The organism is Hoeflea sp. YIM 152468, assembly GCF_029210485.1.
Lineage (GTDB): Bacteria > Pseudomonadota > Alphaproteobacteria > Rhizobiales > Rhizobiaceae > Hoeflea.
Genome location: NZ_JARGET010000013.1, coordinates 19,470 through 35,912, shown reverse-complemented (window position 1 = coordinate 35,912; position 16,443 = coordinate 19,470). Strand labels below are relative to the sequence as shown.

Sequence of the window (16,443 nt, the reverse complement as noted above, 5' to 3'; positions counted from 1 at the left end):
TTTTGTTCGGCGGTGTTTTGTTCAGGCCGGACAGCCCCGGCAGCAGACCATTGATCCGGATTTTGCCTGCGACGACGCCGCCCGGATAGCCGATTGGCGACATGGATACGCGAATTCTGTCCAAATTCAATCGTAACAACACCGGAGAATCCCGATTGCGCAGAAAAAAATGCTCAGGTTCGCATCAATTTGCCGCCGTTGCGCTAGCGTCCCCACTTCGTTGTCTGCGCTCGTGACGAGGCCGGCGCGGATTGCGCCGGTGGCGTTGTCTTGCGGATGACTGCCTTGGGGCTCTCGATGGTCCGGTCGAACAGGGGTACTCCGGATCGGCGCAACACAAGGACCAGAACCGCCCCGACGATCATGCCGCCAATATGGGCCCCCCAGGAGACGTCCCCGCCAAAATCGGTGACGACCATAACGAATTGGGTGCCGACCCAGAACAATAGCGGAATGTAAGCCGGCAAGGGCAGCGGGATACGGCCGAGCACCAGTACCCAGACCCTGACCCTGGGATGCAGCATCAGATAGGCAGCAATGACACCGGCAACCGCACCTGAGGCGCCAATCAGCGGGCCATCGGAGTCGGGAAGAAGCAGCCCGTGCATGTAAGCCCCGGCGGCGGCGCACAGCAAATAGAAGATGAGAAACTTGATATGCCCCATCGCATCTTCGACATTGTCGCCGAACACCCACAAAAACAGCATGTTTGAGCCGAGATGGAGCAGGTTTCCATGCAGGAAACTGTAGGTGATGTAGGTCGCATCCTCGGGCACGAGAACGAGCGAGGCCGGCAGGTCGGCGATGTCATTGACCACCGAAGGGATGTAGCCCAGGCTCAGGAAAGCGGCATTGGTGAACTCGCTGTCATCGCCCGCAAACCCGGTTACTCCCCAAACAAGCACATTGATCACAATCAATGACCACGTCACCCATTGCAGCTTGATGTGCTTGAGATTGTTGGAATCATAGAGGGGAATGAACATGGCGCGGGATTCCGTTTGGCCTGTGGGGCTATCAAGTCACTCCGTCGCAGACTACCGGTTTTTGCCCGGAACCCAAAGCACATCCGCGCGGCCGTGATCATTGACCCAGCGCGCGGCGACAAAAAAGAAGTCGGATAGTCGGTTGGCGAACCGGATCGCTGCGGGATTGACTGTTTCAGTGTCCTGCGCAGCGAGTTCAACCATCAGCCGTTCAGCCCGGCGCACCAGGGTGCGGGCGAGGTGCAGATGCGCCGCAGCCGGAGTGCCGCCGGGCAGGATGAAGGATCGCAATGGTTCGAGATCGGCATTGAGATGATCGATATCGCTTTCGATCCGCTCGACTTGCGAGTCGACAATTCGCAAGGGCTCGTATTTGGGCGTCTTGCCGGTGTCGGGCGTGGCAAGATCGGCGCCAAGGTCGAAGCAATCATTCTGGATCCGCATCAGCATGGCATCGAGGTCGGGCATGGAGGCCGTGTGAAGCCGCACCAGGCCGATCACGGCATTGGCTTCGTCGACCGTGCCATAGGCCTCGATCCGCAAATCATATTTCGGCCGCCGCTCGCCCGCCACCAGGCCAGTCGTGCCGTCATCACCGGTTTTGGTGTAGATCTTGTTGAGTTTAACCATGAGGCAGACCTTCCGGGACGGGTTGAGGGAGCTTCGGCGGCAAAGCGCTGTCAGGTCAGCGCCCGCCCCCGGTAAGCCACAGGGTCGCAACGATCAGTATCACGGCGACAAATTGCAGCAACACGCGGGCCTGCATCAGTTTGTTGGAAAGATTACTGTTGCCGCCGCGCGCCATGTTGACGAGGCCGCGCACCAGAACGACCGCAACAGCCAGCATGACGACAATGGACAGCACATAGGTTACGGACGACATCAGGCGGTTTCCTCGTGGCGGGGTTCCGGTGGGAACATAGGGCGTCTTGCCGGCAATTCCAACGCTTGTCAGCAACTCAATTTTTCTTGGCGAGCCATGGGTACAACAGACTTGCCGGCAGCATCCGGCGGGCCATGACGCCCAGTTTCGCCTCACGTGTTACGGCATAGTGAAAGCGCGGACGATCAGCCGTCAGCGCGTGACGCAGGACCTTGTGGACAGCGTCCGGTCCCAATTTGCCGCTGTCTGACTGCTCCTGTTTTTCAAGCCGGCGGAGCTGGGCCTGATAAACCTGGCGGTGCACGGAACCCTCAATGTCTATTTCACGATGAAAATGCTTCAGGGCATTGGCTCTGAACCGGCTGACGATCGCGCCGGGTTCGATGAGGCTGACGTGAATGTCGGTGTCTTCGAGTTCCATCGCCAGCGTCACCGAAAGCCCCTCGATCGCATGTTTGGAGGCGTTGTAGGCGCCGCGAAAGCGCATGGGAACCAGGCCGAGAATGGAAGAACATTGCACAATGCGGCCATGGCCACGGGTCCGCATTACCGGGATGACCCGTCGGGTGAGGTCGTGCCAGCCGAAAAAATTGGCTTCGAACTGCGCCCTCAGGACATCGGTGTCGAGATCCTCGACCGCACCGACCTGGCCGTAGCCGCCATTGTTGAACAGCGCGTCGCAACGCCCGCCGGTGGCGTCCATGGCGAGCGCAAAAAACTCGGCGATGCTGGCAGGATCTGCATAATCGAGGTGAAAGGCCTCAAGACCGTCGGCGTGAAGACGGGCAATATCTTCGGCTGTGCGGGCCGAGGCTATGACCTGCCAGCCTTCGGCCTTGAGCGCGCGGGCGCAATAGGCGCCAATGCCGCTGGAGCAGCCCGTCACCAGAATCGATTTTCTTTGGTTATCACCGTTCATTTATGACCAACCCCTGTTCCTGCGGCGTTTCAAATCCCATAATCACCCTTGGCTGACAATGCCGGTATTCGTTTTAAAGTCAGTCAGGCAGGGAGCACGCATTGCGACGAACATACGCGGTCATCCTCGATGCAGTTACCCATTTCAACAATGATGATGGTTGGGCGATGGCCAGTCACGTGGCCCTGTCGATCCTTATGGCGCTGTTCCCGTTCATGATATTCGGCACATCGTTGGCGAGCTTTCTCGGCGCCCACGCCTATGCGGACACAGCATCGCACCTGATTTTCGATACCTGGCCCGAATCGATCGCCAAGCCGATCGCGCGGGAGGTAATCAACGTGCTGACCATCGAGCGCGGCGGCCTGCTGACGATCTCGGTGCTGGCGGCGGCATTCTTTTCCGCCAACGGCGTCGAGGCGCTCAGGGTTTCACTCAACCGTGCTTACCGGGTGACCGAAACCCGCCCCTGGTACGTGACAAGGGCGCAGAGTCTCGGCTTCGTGGTCATCGCGGTGATGGTGATCATGGCCATCAGCTTTCTGCTTGTGCTGGCGCCACTGGTGCTGAAGCTGGCACGACAATTTGCCCCCTGGATGGAGACCCTGATCTCGGCCGTCGATAACTGGCGTATTCTTGTCGCCGTGTCGGTGCTGGTGGTGGGCCTTGTGCTCTCGCATCTGTGGCTGCCGGCAGGCAAACGCAGGCTCATCGATGTCATGCCCGGTATTTGCGTGACGTTGATTGCGTGGATTGCCGGAGCGCTGGCATTCGCCCGCTACCTGAAGGAATTCGCCACATATGTTTCGACCTATGCGGGACTGGCCTCGATCATGGTGGCCCTGGTGTTTCTCTACATCATTGCAGCGATCTTCATTCTCGGCGCCGAGATCAATGCCGCCATTATCAAGGCGCGGGTGCGGGCCGAAATGCGGAGCCGGGCATCCGAGCTGAAGAGCCAGGCAACGCATGATACGTGATGTCATGAACCGGCGGCGATCAGGCTGATTGCGCCAGCCCGGCCAAGGCGAGGATGTCGTCAGAGGTGGCGCCTTGTTGCCGCAGCGAAGCCAAGGAGGTGGCGCCATCACGTTTGGAGAGCTTGCACCCGTCGGAACCGCACACCAGGCTATGATGGTGGTAGCGCGGCGATGGCAGCCCAAGCAAGTGCTGCAACAGGCGGTGAACGGACGTGGAGGCGAACAGATCTTCGCCGCGAATCACATCGGTGACCTGCTGAAGGGCATCATCCACGCTGACGGCGAGGTGGTAGCTGGCGGGGATATCGCGCCGCGCCAGTTTGACATCGCCCCACATTGCAGGATTGGCGGCAAGTGTGCCCGTTTCACCGTTCGGTCCGGCACCATGTTCATCCCAGTGCAGGGCGCCATCCAGGTTTTGCACGGCCGCTTGCATATCCAGCCGCCAGGCGTGAGGTTCACCAGCATCTATCCTCTCTGTGCGTTGACGATCCGACAATGCGCGGTCGTCACCGGGGTAATGCGGCACGCCGTCGGGATCGCGCGGCCATGAACCTCCGGAGGCATCGATGGCGCGCACCCGATCAGCGGCCTCGGCGCGGCTGAGAAACGCAGGATAGAGCAGACCAAGCTTGCGCAGCTCGGTCAGTGCCGCCTCGTAGTCGGCAAGATGCTCGGATTGGCGGCGCACCGGTGTCGGCCATTCCAGCCCAAGCCAGGCCAGATCCTCAAAGATGGCCGCTTCGAATTCGGGCCGCGCACGGGTGGTGTCGATATCTTCGACGCGCAGCAGAAAGCTACCGCCGCGGCTGCGGGCGAAACGGGTGTTGAGCACGGCGGATCGGGCATGACCGAGATGAAGCAAGCCGTTCGGGCTGGGGGCAAAGCGCACGACCGGCGGGGCAAGAGATGGTTTGGCTGTGGCGTTGTCGTTCAGCATGGTATTTCATGTCATTTTTTGCAGGCCGCGTCACCGGTGTCGGTTGCGTGGGCCGAACCAATCGGCAGAAGGCAGACCATGCGCCGGATTGACAGCACCGAGGATATTGCCGCCGGGCTTGCCGGGCTGGCGCAGTGCGATGCGCGGCTGGCCCGCGCAATCGAGCTTAGCGGTCCGGTTCCATTGCGGCGCAGACCGCCCGGCTATGCCGCGTTTGCCGAGATCATTCTGTCGCAGATGGTGTCGAAAGCCAGTGCGGCTGCGTTACAGCGCAAACTGGAATGGGCGGCCGGCGAAATTTCCCCGGCGGCGATCCTGGCGCTCAGCCCGGAGGCGCTGCGCCAAGCCGGCCTGTCCCGGGCCAAGGCGGAGACGCTGTGCCGGGTCGCTTGCGGCGTGCTTGACGGTGAGCTTGACCTCGATGGCCTCTGCCGTCTCGACGGGCGGGAGGCACTGAGCAAGATGGTGGCGATCAAAGGGGTCGGGCCCTGGACGGCGGAGGTCTATTTGCTGTTTTGTGCCGGGCATCCGGATGTTTTTCCAGCAGGCGATGTGGCGTTGCAAAATGCCGCAGCCGATATCCTTGGCCTGGAAGCCCGGCCGAATCCGCGATTGCTGTCGTCTCTTGCCGAACCTTGGAGTCCCTGGCGTGGCGTGGCGGCGCGGCTGTTGTGGGCCTATTACGCGACGGTGATGAAGCGCGATGCAACACCGCTGGACGGGTGATGCGAGGAAAAAAATGGTTTGTCACGTAAATGCTTCACAAGCCCGATATATCCAGCTTATTATACTCCGTGCAGATGAAGTATCGCCCGGGAGGGTCGCTTGACGATCTTTGTGTCCCCGCAGTCGCTGCCGGCGCTCGTTCTGAACGCTGACTACAGGCCGCTGAGTTATTACCCTTTGTCGCTATGGTCCTGGCAGGATGCTGTCAAGGCCGTGTTTCTCGACCGTGTCCAGATTGTCGCTGAGTATGACAACGCGGTTTCGTCGCCGAGCTTTTCGATGCGGTTGCCGAGCGTTGTCTGTCTCAAGACCTATATCAAGCCGTCCCGTTTTCCGGCGTTCACACGGTTCAACGTCTTCCTGAGAGACCGCTTCGAATGTCAGTATTGCGGTTCGCCGAACGAGTTGACATTCGACCATGTGATCCCGCGCTGCTGTGGTGGGCAAACCACTTGGGAAAACGTCGTCGCAGCCTGTTCACCCTGCAATCTGAGAAAGGGCGGGATAATGCCCAAGCAGGCAGGGATGATTCCGCAGCAAAAGCCCTACCGGCCAAGCGTGCAGGACTTGCATAAGAACGGCCGCATGTTTCCACCGAACTTCCTGCATGAAAGCTGGATGGACTTTCTCTATTGGGACGTTGAGCTGCAGCCGTGAGCGCTGGGGCCTAATCCTTGGCTTTTGCACTGCGGAAGGCGATGGCAGCCAGAACGGCACTGACCAGGACGTTCCAGCCAGCAAAGGACAATCCCAGCACCCGCAGGGCGGCCGCATCACAGGATGGCGGTTTTTTCGAGCTGAGATCGCCAAGCAGTGAGCCGGCATCCTTTGTCACCGCATCAGCCGCAGTGGCACAGGAAGCCGGGCCGTCCCACCAGTGCCACTCGACACCGGAGTGATAGACCCCGAGCGCAAGCCCATAGAGCATGAGCAATCCGCCAATGGCCAGAAGCACCCGCACGGCCGAGGACGGCGCCGAAGCGCGGGAGAGCAGCGCAGCGACGAGCATCAGGGGCGCGCCAATGTAATAGGGGGTGCGCTGCTCGAGGCAGAGCGCGCAGGGGATGTAGCCGCCGATATGTTCGAAGGCGAGTGCCGATCCGACGACCACGGCCATCGCTACGGCCAGGAACAGCGCTGTGAGACTGCGGTTGGGGTGTGCATTGGCGGTTTGCATTGTCATGTTCCAGTTTTTGATCGCATGACGGATTACGCCCGCTTGGTGTCAAATCAATGGTGTGCGCGCGCGCCAGCGCTGTTTGCATGGCCTGGCATCAGGCCTATGCCCCCTTGTTGAGCAGAAAACTGATCAGAAAATAGATCAGTGCCGGTCCGCCGACGACGAGGATGGCAACCCAGATGAGGGCAACGGCGAGGCCGAGAATGACAAACAGCGCATCGCGTTCGATAAGGCCGATGGCCGCCAGGGCAACACCAATGCCGGGGACGGTGTTGGTGAGCGGCAGCGGTACGAGGATGGAGAGACATGGTACGATCAGCAGGGCGCCGATGATTTGGGCTGCGCGGTCACCGGTGAAGCCTGGAAACCGTGGATGGGCAAACCGCTCCAGCCAGCCGCCATAGCGCCGGGCGCGCGCCACCACATCGAGCAAGCCGACCACCGGCAATTGGCGCTTGCGTAAGGTTTCCGGCAGCCATGGCGCGCGGCGGCCTGTAGCCATCTGTGCCGCAAGAACCACCATCGGAAGCGCCACCAGCTGCGGCAGGACATATATGAAGGGCAGGCAGCAGGGCAATGCCAGCACCAGCAGCAAAAGCCCGAAAGCGCGTTCCTGCATCAGATCGCTCAGCGCTCCGAGGCTGATGGTCGTATTGCGGTCAGGCATTGCACTGTCATCCGCAGCCGGGCTGTTGGGCTGCAGATGCGGCTTCAGGATGGCCTCGATCTTAGCAAGCGCGCCATGTGGCGTCGCCGATCCTTCAAATGCGGTCATGGCCAGGGTGCCCCTGTTGCTCATTGAGTCGCCGATCCTTAGCAGAGCAGTTACGCCCATTCCATCATCATCAGACCGGGAGCTTAACAAAACCGCATTTCAGCGCTGGCGAACAGATTGCGGTCTATTTGATCTATCGGCTTGACCAGGGCGCCTGCTGATAATATTGGACTGGACACAGTGGTTTGCCCCTTTGGCGGAATTGGTAGACGCGCCGCACTCAAAATGCGGTTCTGCAAGGAGTTCCGGTTCGAGTCCGGAAGGGGGCACCACTTTTTACGCGCATGCCGACCGCCTCGTCGAAGTCGATCGCCAAGATTTTCGATGCATCGTTGCAAAGTTCGGGCTGGCGCTGAATTCAACAGATTTGTGCTTGAAGCTCAGAATTCGGCAAAACTGTTCTCGTCGTTTTCCACCCTCTTCATTCCGGCGTTTGTGCCTGATAGAACTTTGACCTGTTCTGACTTGCCTGTTCGCATGGAAAGCAGAGCAGTGCCGGTAATCGATGTGCTTTTGCAAGGACTTCCTGCCATGTTGCTGCCCAGGGGTGAAACTCTCGAAGACATTGCCGCACGCTTCGAATGGAATGTTCCGGCCTTCTTCAACATTGGCAGCGCGGTGTCGGATGCCTGGGCGGCGCGTGAACCCGACAGGGTCTGTCTCGAGCATTTCAATCCCGAGGGGGAGCCCGACAGGTTGACCTATGGCAGCCTGGCGCGCCGGTCCAACCGGTTTGCCCGTGGGCTCAGGTCGCTCGGCGTGGCGCCGGGGGATCGGGTGGCGCTGATGCTGCCGCAGGGATTCGAGACCGCAATCGCGCATGTTGCAATCTACAAGCTTGGCGCCATCGCGGTGCCTCTGGCGCTGCTGTTCGGGGCCGAAGCGGTCGTGCACAGATTAGCCGCTTCCGGCACCAAGGTATTGGTGACAACGCCGGGTGGATACCACACGGTTGCCGGCGTCCGGCAGCGTTTGCCTGAGCTTCAGACTATTGTTGTTGCCGGCGAAGACGACGGCATGGCCGGGACTGTCAGCTTCGACGGATTGGAGCAGGGGCACGCCGATGACGCGGTCGCGATTGAAACCCGCGCCGATGACCCGGCATTGATGATTTTCACCTCCGGCACCACCGGGCCGCCCAAGGGTGCGCTGCATGGGCACAGGGTGCTGATCGGGCACATTCCCGGAGTTCAGGCTCATCATGAATTCCTGCCGCAGCCCGGCGACAAGCTCTGGACGCCGGCGGACTGGGCCTGGGCGGGCGGTCTGCTCAATGTTCTGCTGCCTGGACTGCTGCTGGGTGTGCCGGTGGTGTCGTCTCGGGCGCAAAAATTCGATCCGGAGCTGGCCTACCGGATCATGGCGGAGATGAAGGTCCGCAATGCCTTCATTCCACCCACGGCGCTGAGGATCATGCGCACGGTTTGTGATCCCCTGTCACGTCATCGTCTCAACCTGCGCACGATGGGATCGGGCGGCGAGGCGCTGGGGCGCGAGACCTATGATTGGGCGAAAGAGGTTCTCGGTCTTACCATCAACGAGTTCTACGGCCAGACCGAATGCAATCTGGTGCTTTCATCCTGCGCTGAACTCGGCGTCAGCCTTGGCGGCGCTATCGGCAAGCCCGTGCCCGGACATCAGGTGGCGGTGATCGACGAGCAGGGAACAGTCGTGGCGGACGGGGTGGCAGGCCAGATTGCGGTGAAGCGGCCGGATCCGGTGATGTTCCTGGGCTACTGGCAAAACGAGGCTGCGACAAAGGCCAAGTTCATCGGCGACTGGTTGGCCACCGGTGATCAAGGCGTGCGCGACGCGCAAGGGTATTTTTCGTTTTTCGGACGGGATGACGATGTCATCACGTCGTCGGGATACAGGATCGGGCCTGGGGAAATCGAGGATTGCCTGACCGGGCATCCGGCGGTGGCGCTTGCAGCGGTGGTGGGGAAACCTGATCCGTTGCGCACCCAGATTGTCAAAGCCTACATCGTGCTGGCCCCCGCAATCGAGCCGGGCGCGGAGTTGACAGAATCCGTCCGCGAATGGGTCAAAACGCGATTGTCGGCGCATGAATATCCCCGAGAGATCGAATTTGTCGATAGCCTGCCGCTGACCACCACGGGCAAGGTGATCCGGCGAATTTTGCGAGATCAGGCGATCGCGGAATCGAGAGCCGGCGGACCAGATACTTGAGATCTGCGGCGCCCGATGCCGGTCACAATGCGCGGTGTGAGCAGGAGGAACAGGTTCAGGTCCGTTTGGCCATGCCGCGGATCTTCTCGCGCAGCAGCCGGGCGACGTTGCGCGTGTTGCGGTAGATGTGCAACTGGGTTGCCACCTGACGCACGTCACGGTCGAGTTTGGGATCAAGCCCGATGACCAGGGTGCCCATGCTTTCACGTTCGGTCCACATGCGGCTCATGACCGGATGATCAGGCACCGCACAGGAATCGGTGCGGCTAATGTTGAAGTCATCAAGGTGCCACTCGGTCAGCCTGTCGACCAGAAGTTTGCCGGGGGAATATCGGGCCCAGTTCTCGTTGTAAGCGGTTTTCCACGTCCACGCCTCGCCAGCCGAGACAAAGACGATCATCGACGCAATCGCCTCACCGTCAAGCGCCAGGCTATGAATTCGAACACTGTCGGTTTCAGCCAGACTGTTGACGGCTTCACGGGCGAAAGCAGCGCGATAGCGATCGGCGACCATGGCTGACTTGCGGCGCCCCTTCCAGCCGGAATCCTCGAGCGTCAGGAATTCCTCAAGATGGTAGCGGATTTCCTCGGGCTGACGAGCGACCAGATAGCTCAACTCGCCATGTTCGGACAATCGTCGCCATTGCCGGCCCATCTCGTGGCGATGTTTGCTGGAGACAGATTTGGCCAGATATTGGTCAGCGTCCAGGGTGCTTTCGAGAAACGGGCGTTGCGCCTCGTCGGTGACGGCGACGGAAAGGTTGCGGCTTGCCGCAACCGCACGAAGCAGGGCCGCCACCGGACCATTCAGCCGCATGTCGGGAAGCACCAGTATGCCCGGAAGTCCGGATTCGGGCCGTCCCAGCGCTTCGAGCATGTTGTCGAGCGTTTCAGCTGCGTCCTCACGGTCGAGCAGCGGCGTGCCCAACGGGCCGAAGGGGTTGGCCCAGACACGAATGATCGAGGCGCCGACGGAGAAGCCCGGCTTTTCTACCGAGTAGGGCAGCAGCATCCGCATGCGCGAATGAGTCTCGGTTTCATCCCGCATCAGCATGAGCCGGATTACCCGATCTTCCAGCCGCGGCATGGCCGGCGCCAGGAAACGGGCCGAAAAGAAAACGTTCGGCTCGAGTGCCCTGTGGGTCAGAAAATCGAGCTCATCGCGCAATTCGTAACCGGCGCGGGCCGGATAAATTGCCAGATGCCGGCCCGGCCGGCCGACAGCAATATCGCGCTCGGGGAGCGGCCGGCCGGTCTGCACATCGGCAAACTCGCCAATCAGGGTGTTGGCCTGACTGGCAACCTCTTCAGGAACGATAGGGCTGGAAGCCATCGGCTATCGGGCCTCCGCAGCAGGTAGGACACGCTCCGGCACGGGCCGGGCCGCGATGAACATGACAATGCCGAGCCGTCGGCGGATGACCAGATGCAGCAAGCCTGCCTCGATGGCCATTGCGGTTGCTGTTGCCGTGGCTGCGCCGAGCAAGCCCCAGACCGGAATCAGCACGACATTGAGACCGAGATTCGCGGCGAGCGCCATGGCGTAGATCATGGCACAGATCCTGAGCTCGCCTGCCATGGTCAGCAGCACTTCGCCCGGACCAATCATCGCCTTGGCGATAATGCCCGCGAACAGGACGACCATGATGAGGTGACCTTCCTGGAAGGCGGGCCCGAAAAGCGACAGCAAGAACGGTCCCGCCGTGATCACCAGCGCGCCGACCAGCAGCGACGGCCAGAAGGTCCATCGTACGGTTTGCCGCGCAAAAACCGCCAGAGCGTTGCGATCGGCGCCGGAGATCAGGGCCGAGAAGCGCTGCGCGGCGGCAGCCTTGACGGCGAAATAGACAAAATGAACCAGCGCCATGGTCTTGGCTGCGGCGAAATAGACGGCAACCTTTTCCGGCGGAAGGTAAAGCCCGACGATGATGACATCGGCGTTGGTGAGCATGAAATAGAAGCCTTCAATCAGAAAGATCGGAAGGGCAACCATCAACCAGGTTCTGAAGTGAACCTCGACGCCGCGCGCCGGAAAGCGTTTGCGAAGCCGGCTGGTGACGACAATAAACTGGGTGATCGTCGTCACATAGGCCGCAGCCAGAGCTGCGACGATTGCCGTGTTGGCGTCGGCCATGCGTCCCAGCCAGATGGCGCCGGCGACGAAGACCAGGATGAGCAGCGGACGGGCGATGTAGGTGGGGCTGAGAGCATGAACCGGCCAGCTATTGGCCCTTGCGGTTCCGTCCAGCACGTCGCCCAGAGCAATCATTGGAAGGATGAAGGCGCCGACGAAAAGCGGCTGAACATAATGGGATTCGACCTTGTCGCCCAGCATATAGAGCGCGGCGATCGCGGTTGCCGCAATCAGCGTCGCCGACACCATGGCGAATATCCGGGCCGTGGCGGCGAGCCCCATGATCGCTTCCTCCGCGCCGGCAGAGCGGTATTGCGGCAGAAAGCGAATGACAGCGGTGTGAAAACCCAGGCAGGAGAGATTACCCAGAATGATGGCGATCACCCAGACAAAAACGAATACACCATACTCGAATTCGCCCATCAGCCGCGCCAGGATGATCTGTGAGACAAAGGCAATCGCGGCACTGACGATACGGATGGAAAACGCGATCATGGCCATGCGCTGGGCCACGCTGGTTTCATCGGTTGCCGCGGCGAGAGTGGCCAGGCGTTCGAGCACCGGCGCAAGCCGCGCAGCATAGCGCGGCGGCAACAGTCTGCCAGCGGTGTCGATCAACGTCATGGTCAAGCTTCAATCCGGTTGTTTCAACGCCACAATGTCATGGCGACGTTAAGAAACGGTTTGACCGAATGTCTCATCATTTGAGTGGCGTAGTCTGCATTCGAGACGGGCGGATGTGGCTGCGCCGCCTCGGTGTGGCTTTGACCGGCAGGGGAGCTGAAACAGGAGGTTTCGGAGTGGTCAGGGTTGGTCAGTCAAGGCCGGCATCAGCGCACAAAAAAGCCGGGATCTTCGATCGAGGATCCCGGCCTGGCTCTCTGGCCTGCGGCGATCAGTAGGCGCCGTGGCAGTGCTTGTATTTTTTGCCCGATCCGCAGGGGCAGGCCTCGTTCCGGCCAACCTTGCCCCAGGTTGATTCATCTTCGGGATTGCGGTCTTGCGGCGCCACCACTCCGGCTGCGAGCTGAACGTCGGGCCGGTCGAACTCATCGTCGCCCGTGCTGGCATTGATGTGGTGGCCTTCCATGTCTTGAGGCAGTTCGGGCTCCGGTGCCGTGGCGGCTTCGCGGACAACTTCGACCCGCATCAATTGCGCCATCACTGCCTGCCGCAGATTGGCGAGCAGCGCCTGAAACAGTTCAAAGGCTTCGGATTTGTACTCCTGCAACGGGTCACGCTGCGCGTAACCGCGGAAGCCGACCACCGAGCGGAGATGGTCAAGATTAACCAGATGCTCCCGCCACAGATGGTCAAGTGTCTGGAGAACAACAGATTTTTCGACATATGTCATAACTTCAGGCCCGAAGCGTTCCGCCCGTTCCCTGGCAAGATTGTCGGCAGCCTCAACAATGCGCGTGTGGATGTCGTCTTCGGCGATACCTTCTTCCGCGGCCCACTCATCGATCGGAAGATCGAGGTTGAGATAGGCCTGGACGCCTTTCTTGAGCTCGTCGACATTCCATTGTTCGGCATAAGCGCGCTCGGGAATGTGGAGCTTGACCAAGCCGTCAATGACTTCGTGGCGCATGTCCACGATAATATCCGAGATGGATTCGGAATCCATCAGTTCCTTGCGCTGCTCAAACACCACCTTGCGCTGATCGTTCATCACATCATCGAACTTGAGCAGGTTCTTGCGAATGTCGAAGTTGCGGGCCTCGACCTTCTTCTGCGCCCGTTCAAGGGCCTTGTTGATCCATGGATGGATGATCGGCTCGCCATCCTTGAGACCCAGGGTCTTGAGCATGCTGTCCATACGTTCGGAGCCGAAAATGCGCATCAGATCATCCTGCAGCGACAGGAAGAACTTAGAGCGGCCCGGATCGCCCTGACGGCCCGAGCGGCCGCGCAGCTGGTTGTCGATCCGGCGGCTTTCGTGCCGCTCGGTGGCCAGCACATAAAGACCACCGGCGGCCAGCGCTTCGTCCTTGAGTGTCTGAATTTCGGCGCGGATGATTTTTTCTTTCTCGTCCCGCTCCGGTCCCTTGGGCATGTCACCCAACTCCTGGGCAACGCGCATATCGGCATTGCCACCAAGCTGGATGTCGGTGCCGCGACCGGCCATGTTGGTGGCGATGGTCACAGCACCGGGAACGCCGGCCTGGGAGACGATGTAAGCTTCCTGCTCGTGATAGCGGGCGTTGAGAACCTTGAAATCCTCCACGCCTGCCTTGCGCAGCAAATCGGCCAGGATTTCGGACTTGTCGATGGACGTGGTGCCCACCAGTACCGGCTGTTTCTTGGCACGCGAGAGCTTGATATCGTCGATGATCGCCTGGTATTTTTCTTCAACCGTGCGGTAAACCTCATCGTCCTCATCAAGACGGGCAATGGGGACGTTGGTCGGCACTTCAACCACATCGAGTCCGTAGATGCTTCCGAACTCCTCGGCCTCGGTCGAGGCCGTGCCGGTCATGCCGCCAAGCTTGGAATACATGCGGAAATAATTCTGGAAGGTGATCGAGGCCAGTGTCTGGTTTTCCGGCTGGATCTTGACGCCTTCCTTTGCCTCAAGTGCCTGATGCTGGCCCTCGGAGTACCGGCGACCAGGCATCATGCGACCGGTGAATTCGTCGATGATGACAATCTCGTCATCCTTGACGATGTAATCCTTGTCGCGGGTGAACAGCCGGTGCGCCTTCAGCGCATTGTTGATGTGGTGCACGACAGCGACGTTTTCGACGTCGTAAAGCGATTCACCTTTCAGCATGTCGGCTTCGGCGAGCATGGCTTCGAGCTTCTCGGTGCCGCCTTCGGTGAAGGTGGCGGAGCGCTGCTTCTCGTCGATTTCGTAATCGTCGGGTTCGAGCTTCTGGATCAGCGCATCGATGCTGTTGTAGAGGTCCGAGCGGTCATCCAGCGGGCCGGAGATGATCAGCGGGGTGCGGGCCTCGTCGACCAGAATGGAGTCAACCTCGTCAACAATCGCGTAATTGTGTCCGCGCTGCACCATCTGCGCCCGGTCATACTTCATGTTGTCGCGGAGATAGTCGAAGCCGAGTTCGTTGTTGGTGGCGTAGGTGATGTCGCAGGCATAGGCGTCACGGCGTTCGTTGTCGTCCATGCCATGCCCGATGATGCCTGTCGTCATGCCGAGGAAGTCGTAGATCTTGGCCATCCATTCGGCGTCACGGCGTGCAAGGTAATCATTGACGGTGACGACGTGGACACCCTGGCCGGAAAGGGCGTTGAGGTAGACCGGCAGGGTGGCGACAAGCGTCTTGCCCTCACCGGTCTTCATTTCAGCGATGGAATTCTCATTGAGAATCATGCCGCCGATCAGCTGAACATCGAAGGGGCGCAGCCCGATGGCGCGCCGTGCCGCCTCGCGAACGGTTGCAAAAGCCGGCACAAGCAAATCATCAATCTTGGTTCCGGCTGCGACCTGCTCCCGGAATTGCACCGTGCGTGCCGCCAGTTCGGCATCGCTGAGTGCGATGAGTTCGGGCTCGAGAGCATTGATGGCTTCAACCTGCGGATTGTATGCCCGGACACGGCGTTCATTGGATGAGCCGAAAATTTTGCGGGCGATAGCGCCGAACTTGACCATTTCAATGGTCCTTTCTTGAAGCTGCACGGGCTGCAGGATTTGAAACCGGCGCTGGCCTGCGACCGGAAGGGCAGTTAAAAAAACGCCGTGGCGATGGCCTTCAACCCAGGAAAGCCGTCTGGACGGACGGTTGGCTGACAGATAAGAGGGGGTTCGAACGATGTCAACGGCGGCGAATAACCGTCTTAAGATGGCCGGATTCGACGACCACATGGCTGGTCGTGCTGAAAAAGTGTCACAATGAAAGGTCTATCCATGCGCCTATCACAGCTTGCAGCCGCAGCTCTCCTGACTTCCGCTACCTTTCTGCCGCTTCATGGCCATGCCGCTGATGAGGCCGATCCGGTGGTGGCAACGGTCGCTGGTGTCGAGATCCATGCATCCGAGTTGACATTGGCGGAAAGTGATCTTGACCCGCAGTTTGCCCAAATGCCGGCCGAACAGCGCCGGGTTGCGGCGCTGGCCGCAGTCATCGATATCAAGACACTTGCCCGCAAGGCTGAAGCTGAAAAACTTGACCAGACCGACGAATTCAAGAAACTGATGACATTCCAGCGTGACCGCGCCCTGCACAACGCCCTGTTCAGGGCAACCGTTGTCGACCCGGTCAGTGACGCCGATATCAAGGCGCGCTATGACAAGGAAATCGCCGCAACGCCGCCTGAAGAGGAAATCAATGCCCGCCACATTCTTCTGAAAACCGAGGAAGAAGCCAGAGCGGTCATTGCCGAGCTTGATGGCGGCAAGGATTTTGCCGAGCTTGCCAAGGAAAAATCCACGGGGCCGAGCGCGGCGCAAGGCGGCGAACTCGGCTTTTTCACCAAAGGCCGCATGGTGCCGGAATTCGAAGCCGTGGCGTTCACCCTTGAAACGGGAGACTATGCCAGAGAGCCGGTGAAAACCCAGTTCGGCTGGCACGTCATCAAGGTTGAAGAGCGCCGCCAGACCGCGCCTCCGGAATTTGAAGCCGTCGCCGATCAGGTCCGGCAACTGGTCATGCGTGAACGCTATGGCGACCTCATTCGCGCAGCACGGGCCGAGACCGAGATCGAAGTTCTCGATCCCGATCTCAAGACATCTTACGAGACTCTGAGCCAGCAACAGCAACAGTAACAGT

15 protein-coding genes and 1 tRNA gene are annotated in these 16,443 nt (G+C 60.1%); 6 read left to right on the top strand and 10 right to left on the bottom strand.

Annotated elements, in window-relative coordinates; genetic code table 11:
• Positions 1 to 203 precede the first annotated feature (203 nt).
• The 4 genes from PZ897_RS07625 to PZ897_RS07610 all read right to left on the bottom strand — a co-directional run bounded on the left by PZ897_RS07625 (position 204) and on the right by PZ897_RS07610 (position 2,788).
• Positions 204 to 986, bottom strand: a complete 783-nt coding sequence (locus PZ897_RS07625) for a rhomboid family intramembrane serine protease (protein WP_275751378.1) — start codon at positions 984 to 986, stop codon at positions 204 to 206.
• A gap of 51 nt (positions 987 to 1,037) precedes the next feature.
• The gene (locus tag PZ897_RS07620) at positions 1,038 to 1,616 is read right to left on the bottom strand and encodes a cob(I)yrinic acid a,c-diamide adenosyltransferase (protein ID WP_275751377.1); all 579 of its coding nucleotides are present in this window, start codon (positions 1,614 to 1,616) and stop codon (positions 1,038 to 1,040) included.
• 55 nt (positions 1,617 to 1,671) lie between these two features.
• The gene (locus PZ897_RS07615; RefSeq protein WP_275751375.1) at positions 1,672 to 1,869 is read right to left on the bottom strand and encodes a twin transmembrane helix small protein; all 198 of its coding nucleotides are present in this window, start codon (positions 1,867 to 1,869) and stop codon (positions 1,672 to 1,674) included.
• Positions 1,870 to 1,945: 76 nt separating this feature from the next.
• The gene (locus PZ897_RS07610) at positions 1,946 to 2,788 is read right to left on the bottom strand and encodes an SDR family oxidoreductase (protein ID WP_275751373.1); all 843 of its coding nucleotides are present in this window, start codon (positions 2,786 to 2,788) and stop codon (positions 1,946 to 1,948) included.
• Between the two features lie 101 nt (positions 2,789 to 2,889).
• Between PZ897_RS07610 and PZ897_RS07605 the strand changes: the two genes are divergently transcribed.
• On the top strand, positions 2,890 to 3,768 hold the full coding sequence (locus PZ897_RS07605) for a YihY/virulence factor BrkB family protein (RefSeq protein WP_275751371.1): 879 nt from the start codon (positions 2,890 to 2,892) through the stop codon (positions 3,766 to 3,768).
• A 19-nt stretch (positions 3,769 to 3,787) separates the two neighbouring features.
• On the opposite strand, the gene gluQRS is transcribed toward PZ897_RS07605, so the two are convergent.
• On the bottom strand, positions 3,788 to 4,708 hold the full coding sequence (gene gluQRS, locus PZ897_RS07600; protein WP_275751369.1) for a tRNA glutamyl-Q(34) synthetase GluQRS: 921 nt from the start codon (positions 4,706 to 4,708) through the stop codon (positions 3,788 to 3,790).
• A gap of 78 nt (positions 4,709 to 4,786) precedes the next feature.
• Between gluQRS and PZ897_RS07595 the strand changes: the two genes are divergently transcribed.
• Both PZ897_RS07595 and PZ897_RS07590 read left to right on the top strand, forming a co-directional pair.
• The gene (locus PZ897_RS07595) at positions 4,787 to 5,434 is read left to right on the top strand and encodes a DNA-3-methyladenine glycosylase (protein WP_275751368.1); all 648 of its coding nucleotides are present in this window, start codon (positions 4,787 to 4,789) and stop codon (positions 5,432 to 5,434) included.
• 99 nt (positions 5,435 to 5,533) lie between these two features.
• Complete coding sequence (locus tag PZ897_RS07590; protein WP_275751366.1) at positions 5,534 to 6,091, top strand: HNH endonuclease; 558 nt, start codon at positions 5,534 to 5,536, stop codon at positions 6,089 to 6,091.
• 10 nt (positions 6,092 to 6,101) lie between these two features.
• On the opposite strand, the gene PZ897_RS07585 is transcribed toward PZ897_RS07590, so the two are convergent.
• Positions 6,102 to 6,611, bottom strand: coding sequence for a disulfide bond formation protein B (locus PZ897_RS07585; protein ID WP_275751365.1), 510 nt, complete (start codon positions 6,609 to 6,611; stop codon positions 6,102 to 6,104).
• Positions 6,612 to 6,714: 103 nt separating this feature from the next.
• Positions 6,715 to 7,413 (bottom strand): exopolysaccharide biosynthesis protein, encoded by a 699-nt coding sequence (locus PZ897_RS07580; RefSeq protein ID WP_275751363.1) that lies wholly within the window; start codon positions 7,411 to 7,413, stop codon positions 6,715 to 6,717.
• A 163-nt stretch (positions 7,414 to 7,576) separates the two neighbouring features.
• Here PZ897_RS07580 and PZ897_RS07575 point away from each other — a divergent pair.
• Both PZ897_RS07575 and PZ897_RS07570 read left to right on the top strand, forming a co-directional pair.
• Positions 7,577 to 7,661 (top strand) — tRNA-Leu (locus PZ897_RS07575).
• 262 nt (positions 7,662 to 7,923) lie between these two features.
• A complete protein-coding gene (locus tag PZ897_RS07570) occupies positions 7,924 to 9,579 on the top strand; it encodes an AMP-binding protein (protein ID WP_275751593.1) in 1,656 nt (551 codons plus the stop codon).
• A gap of 55 nt (positions 9,580 to 9,634) precedes the next feature.
• Here PZ897_RS07570 and PZ897_RS07565 read toward each other — a convergent pair whose 3' ends face one another.
• The 3 genes from PZ897_RS07565 to secA form a co-directional block, all read right to left on the bottom strand.
• A complete protein-coding gene (locus tag PZ897_RS07565; protein WP_275751361.1) occupies positions 9,635 to 10,912 on the bottom strand; it encodes a GNAT family N-acetyltransferase in 1,278 nt (425 codons plus the stop codon).
• A 3-nt stretch (positions 10,913 to 10,915) separates the two neighbouring features.
• Positions 10,916 to 12,337, bottom strand: a complete 1,422-nt coding sequence (locus tag PZ897_RS07560) for a lipopolysaccharide biosynthesis protein (protein WP_275751592.1) — start codon at positions 12,335 to 12,337, stop codon at positions 10,916 to 10,918.
• Between the two features lie 271 nt (positions 12,338 to 12,608).
• Complete coding sequence (gene secA / locus PZ897_RS07555; RefSeq protein WP_275751359.1) at positions 12,609 to 15,326, bottom strand: preprotein translocase subunit SecA; 2,718 nt, start codon at positions 15,324 to 15,326, stop codon at positions 12,609 to 12,611.
• Positions 15,327 to 15,581: 255 nt separating this feature from the next.
• Here secA and PZ897_RS07550 point away from each other — a divergent pair, with 255 nt between their 5' ends.
• Positions 15,582 to 16,439: a peptidylprolyl isomerase gene (locus tag PZ897_RS07550; RefSeq protein WP_275751357.1), complete on the top strand. Its 858-nt coding sequence runs from the start codon at positions 15,582 to 15,584 to the stop codon at positions 16,437 to 16,439.
• The last annotated feature ends 4 nt before the right edge of the window (positions 16,440 to 16,443 follow it).

What these genes read in the sequence shown, in the direction of transcription:
- PZ897_RS07565 (WP_275751361.1), bottom strand. Translation starts at nt 10,912, where the DNA reads ATGGCTTCCAGCCCTATCGTTCCTGAAGAGGTTGCCAGTCAGGCCAAC.
- PZ897_RS07615 (WP_275751375.1), bottom strand. Translation starts at nt 1,869, where the DNA reads ATGTCGTCCGTAACCTATGTGCTGTCCATTGTCGTCATGCTGGCTGTT.
- PZ897_RS07620 (WP_275751377.1), bottom strand. Translation starts at nt 1,616, where the DNA reads ATGGTTAAACTCAACAAGATCTACACCAAAACCGGTGATGACGGCACG.
- PZ897_RS07625 (WP_275751378.1), bottom strand. Translation starts at nt 986, where the DNA reads ATGTTCATTCCCCTCTATGATTCCAACAATCTCAAGCACATCAAGCTG.
- PZ897_RS07610 (WP_275751373.1), bottom strand. Translation starts at nt 2,788, where the DNA reads ATGAACGGTGATAACCAAAGAAAATCGATTCTGGTGACGGGCTGCTCC.
- PZ897_RS07560 (WP_275751592.1), bottom strand. Translation starts at nt 12,337, where the DNA reads ATGACGTTGATCGACACCGCTGGCAGACTGTTGCCGCCGCGCTATGCT.
- PZ897_RS07595 (WP_275751368.1), top strand. Translation starts at nt 4,787, where the DNA reads ATGCGCCGGATTGACAGCACCGAGGATATTGCCGCCGGGCTTGCCGGG.
- PZ897_RS07580 (WP_275751363.1), bottom strand. Translation starts at nt 7,413, where the DNA reads ATGAGCAACAGGGGCACCCTGGCCATGACCGCATTTGAAGGATCGGCG.
- PZ897_RS07550 (WP_275751357.1), top strand. Translation starts at nt 15,582, where the DNA reads ATGCGCCTATCACAGCTTGCAGCCGCAGCTCTCCTGACTTCCGCTACC.
- secA (WP_275751359.1), bottom strand. Translation starts at nt 15,326, where the DNA reads ATGGTCAAGTTCGGCGCTATCGCCCGCAAAATTTTCGGCTCATCCAAT.
- gluQRS (WP_275751369.1), bottom strand. Translation starts at nt 4,708, where the DNA reads ATGCTGAACGACAACGCCACAGCCAAACCATCTCTTGCCCCGCCGGTC.
- PZ897_RS07585 (WP_275751365.1), bottom strand. Translation starts at nt 6,611, where the DNA reads ATGCAAACCGCCAATGCACACCCCAACCGCAGTCTCACAGCGCTGTTC.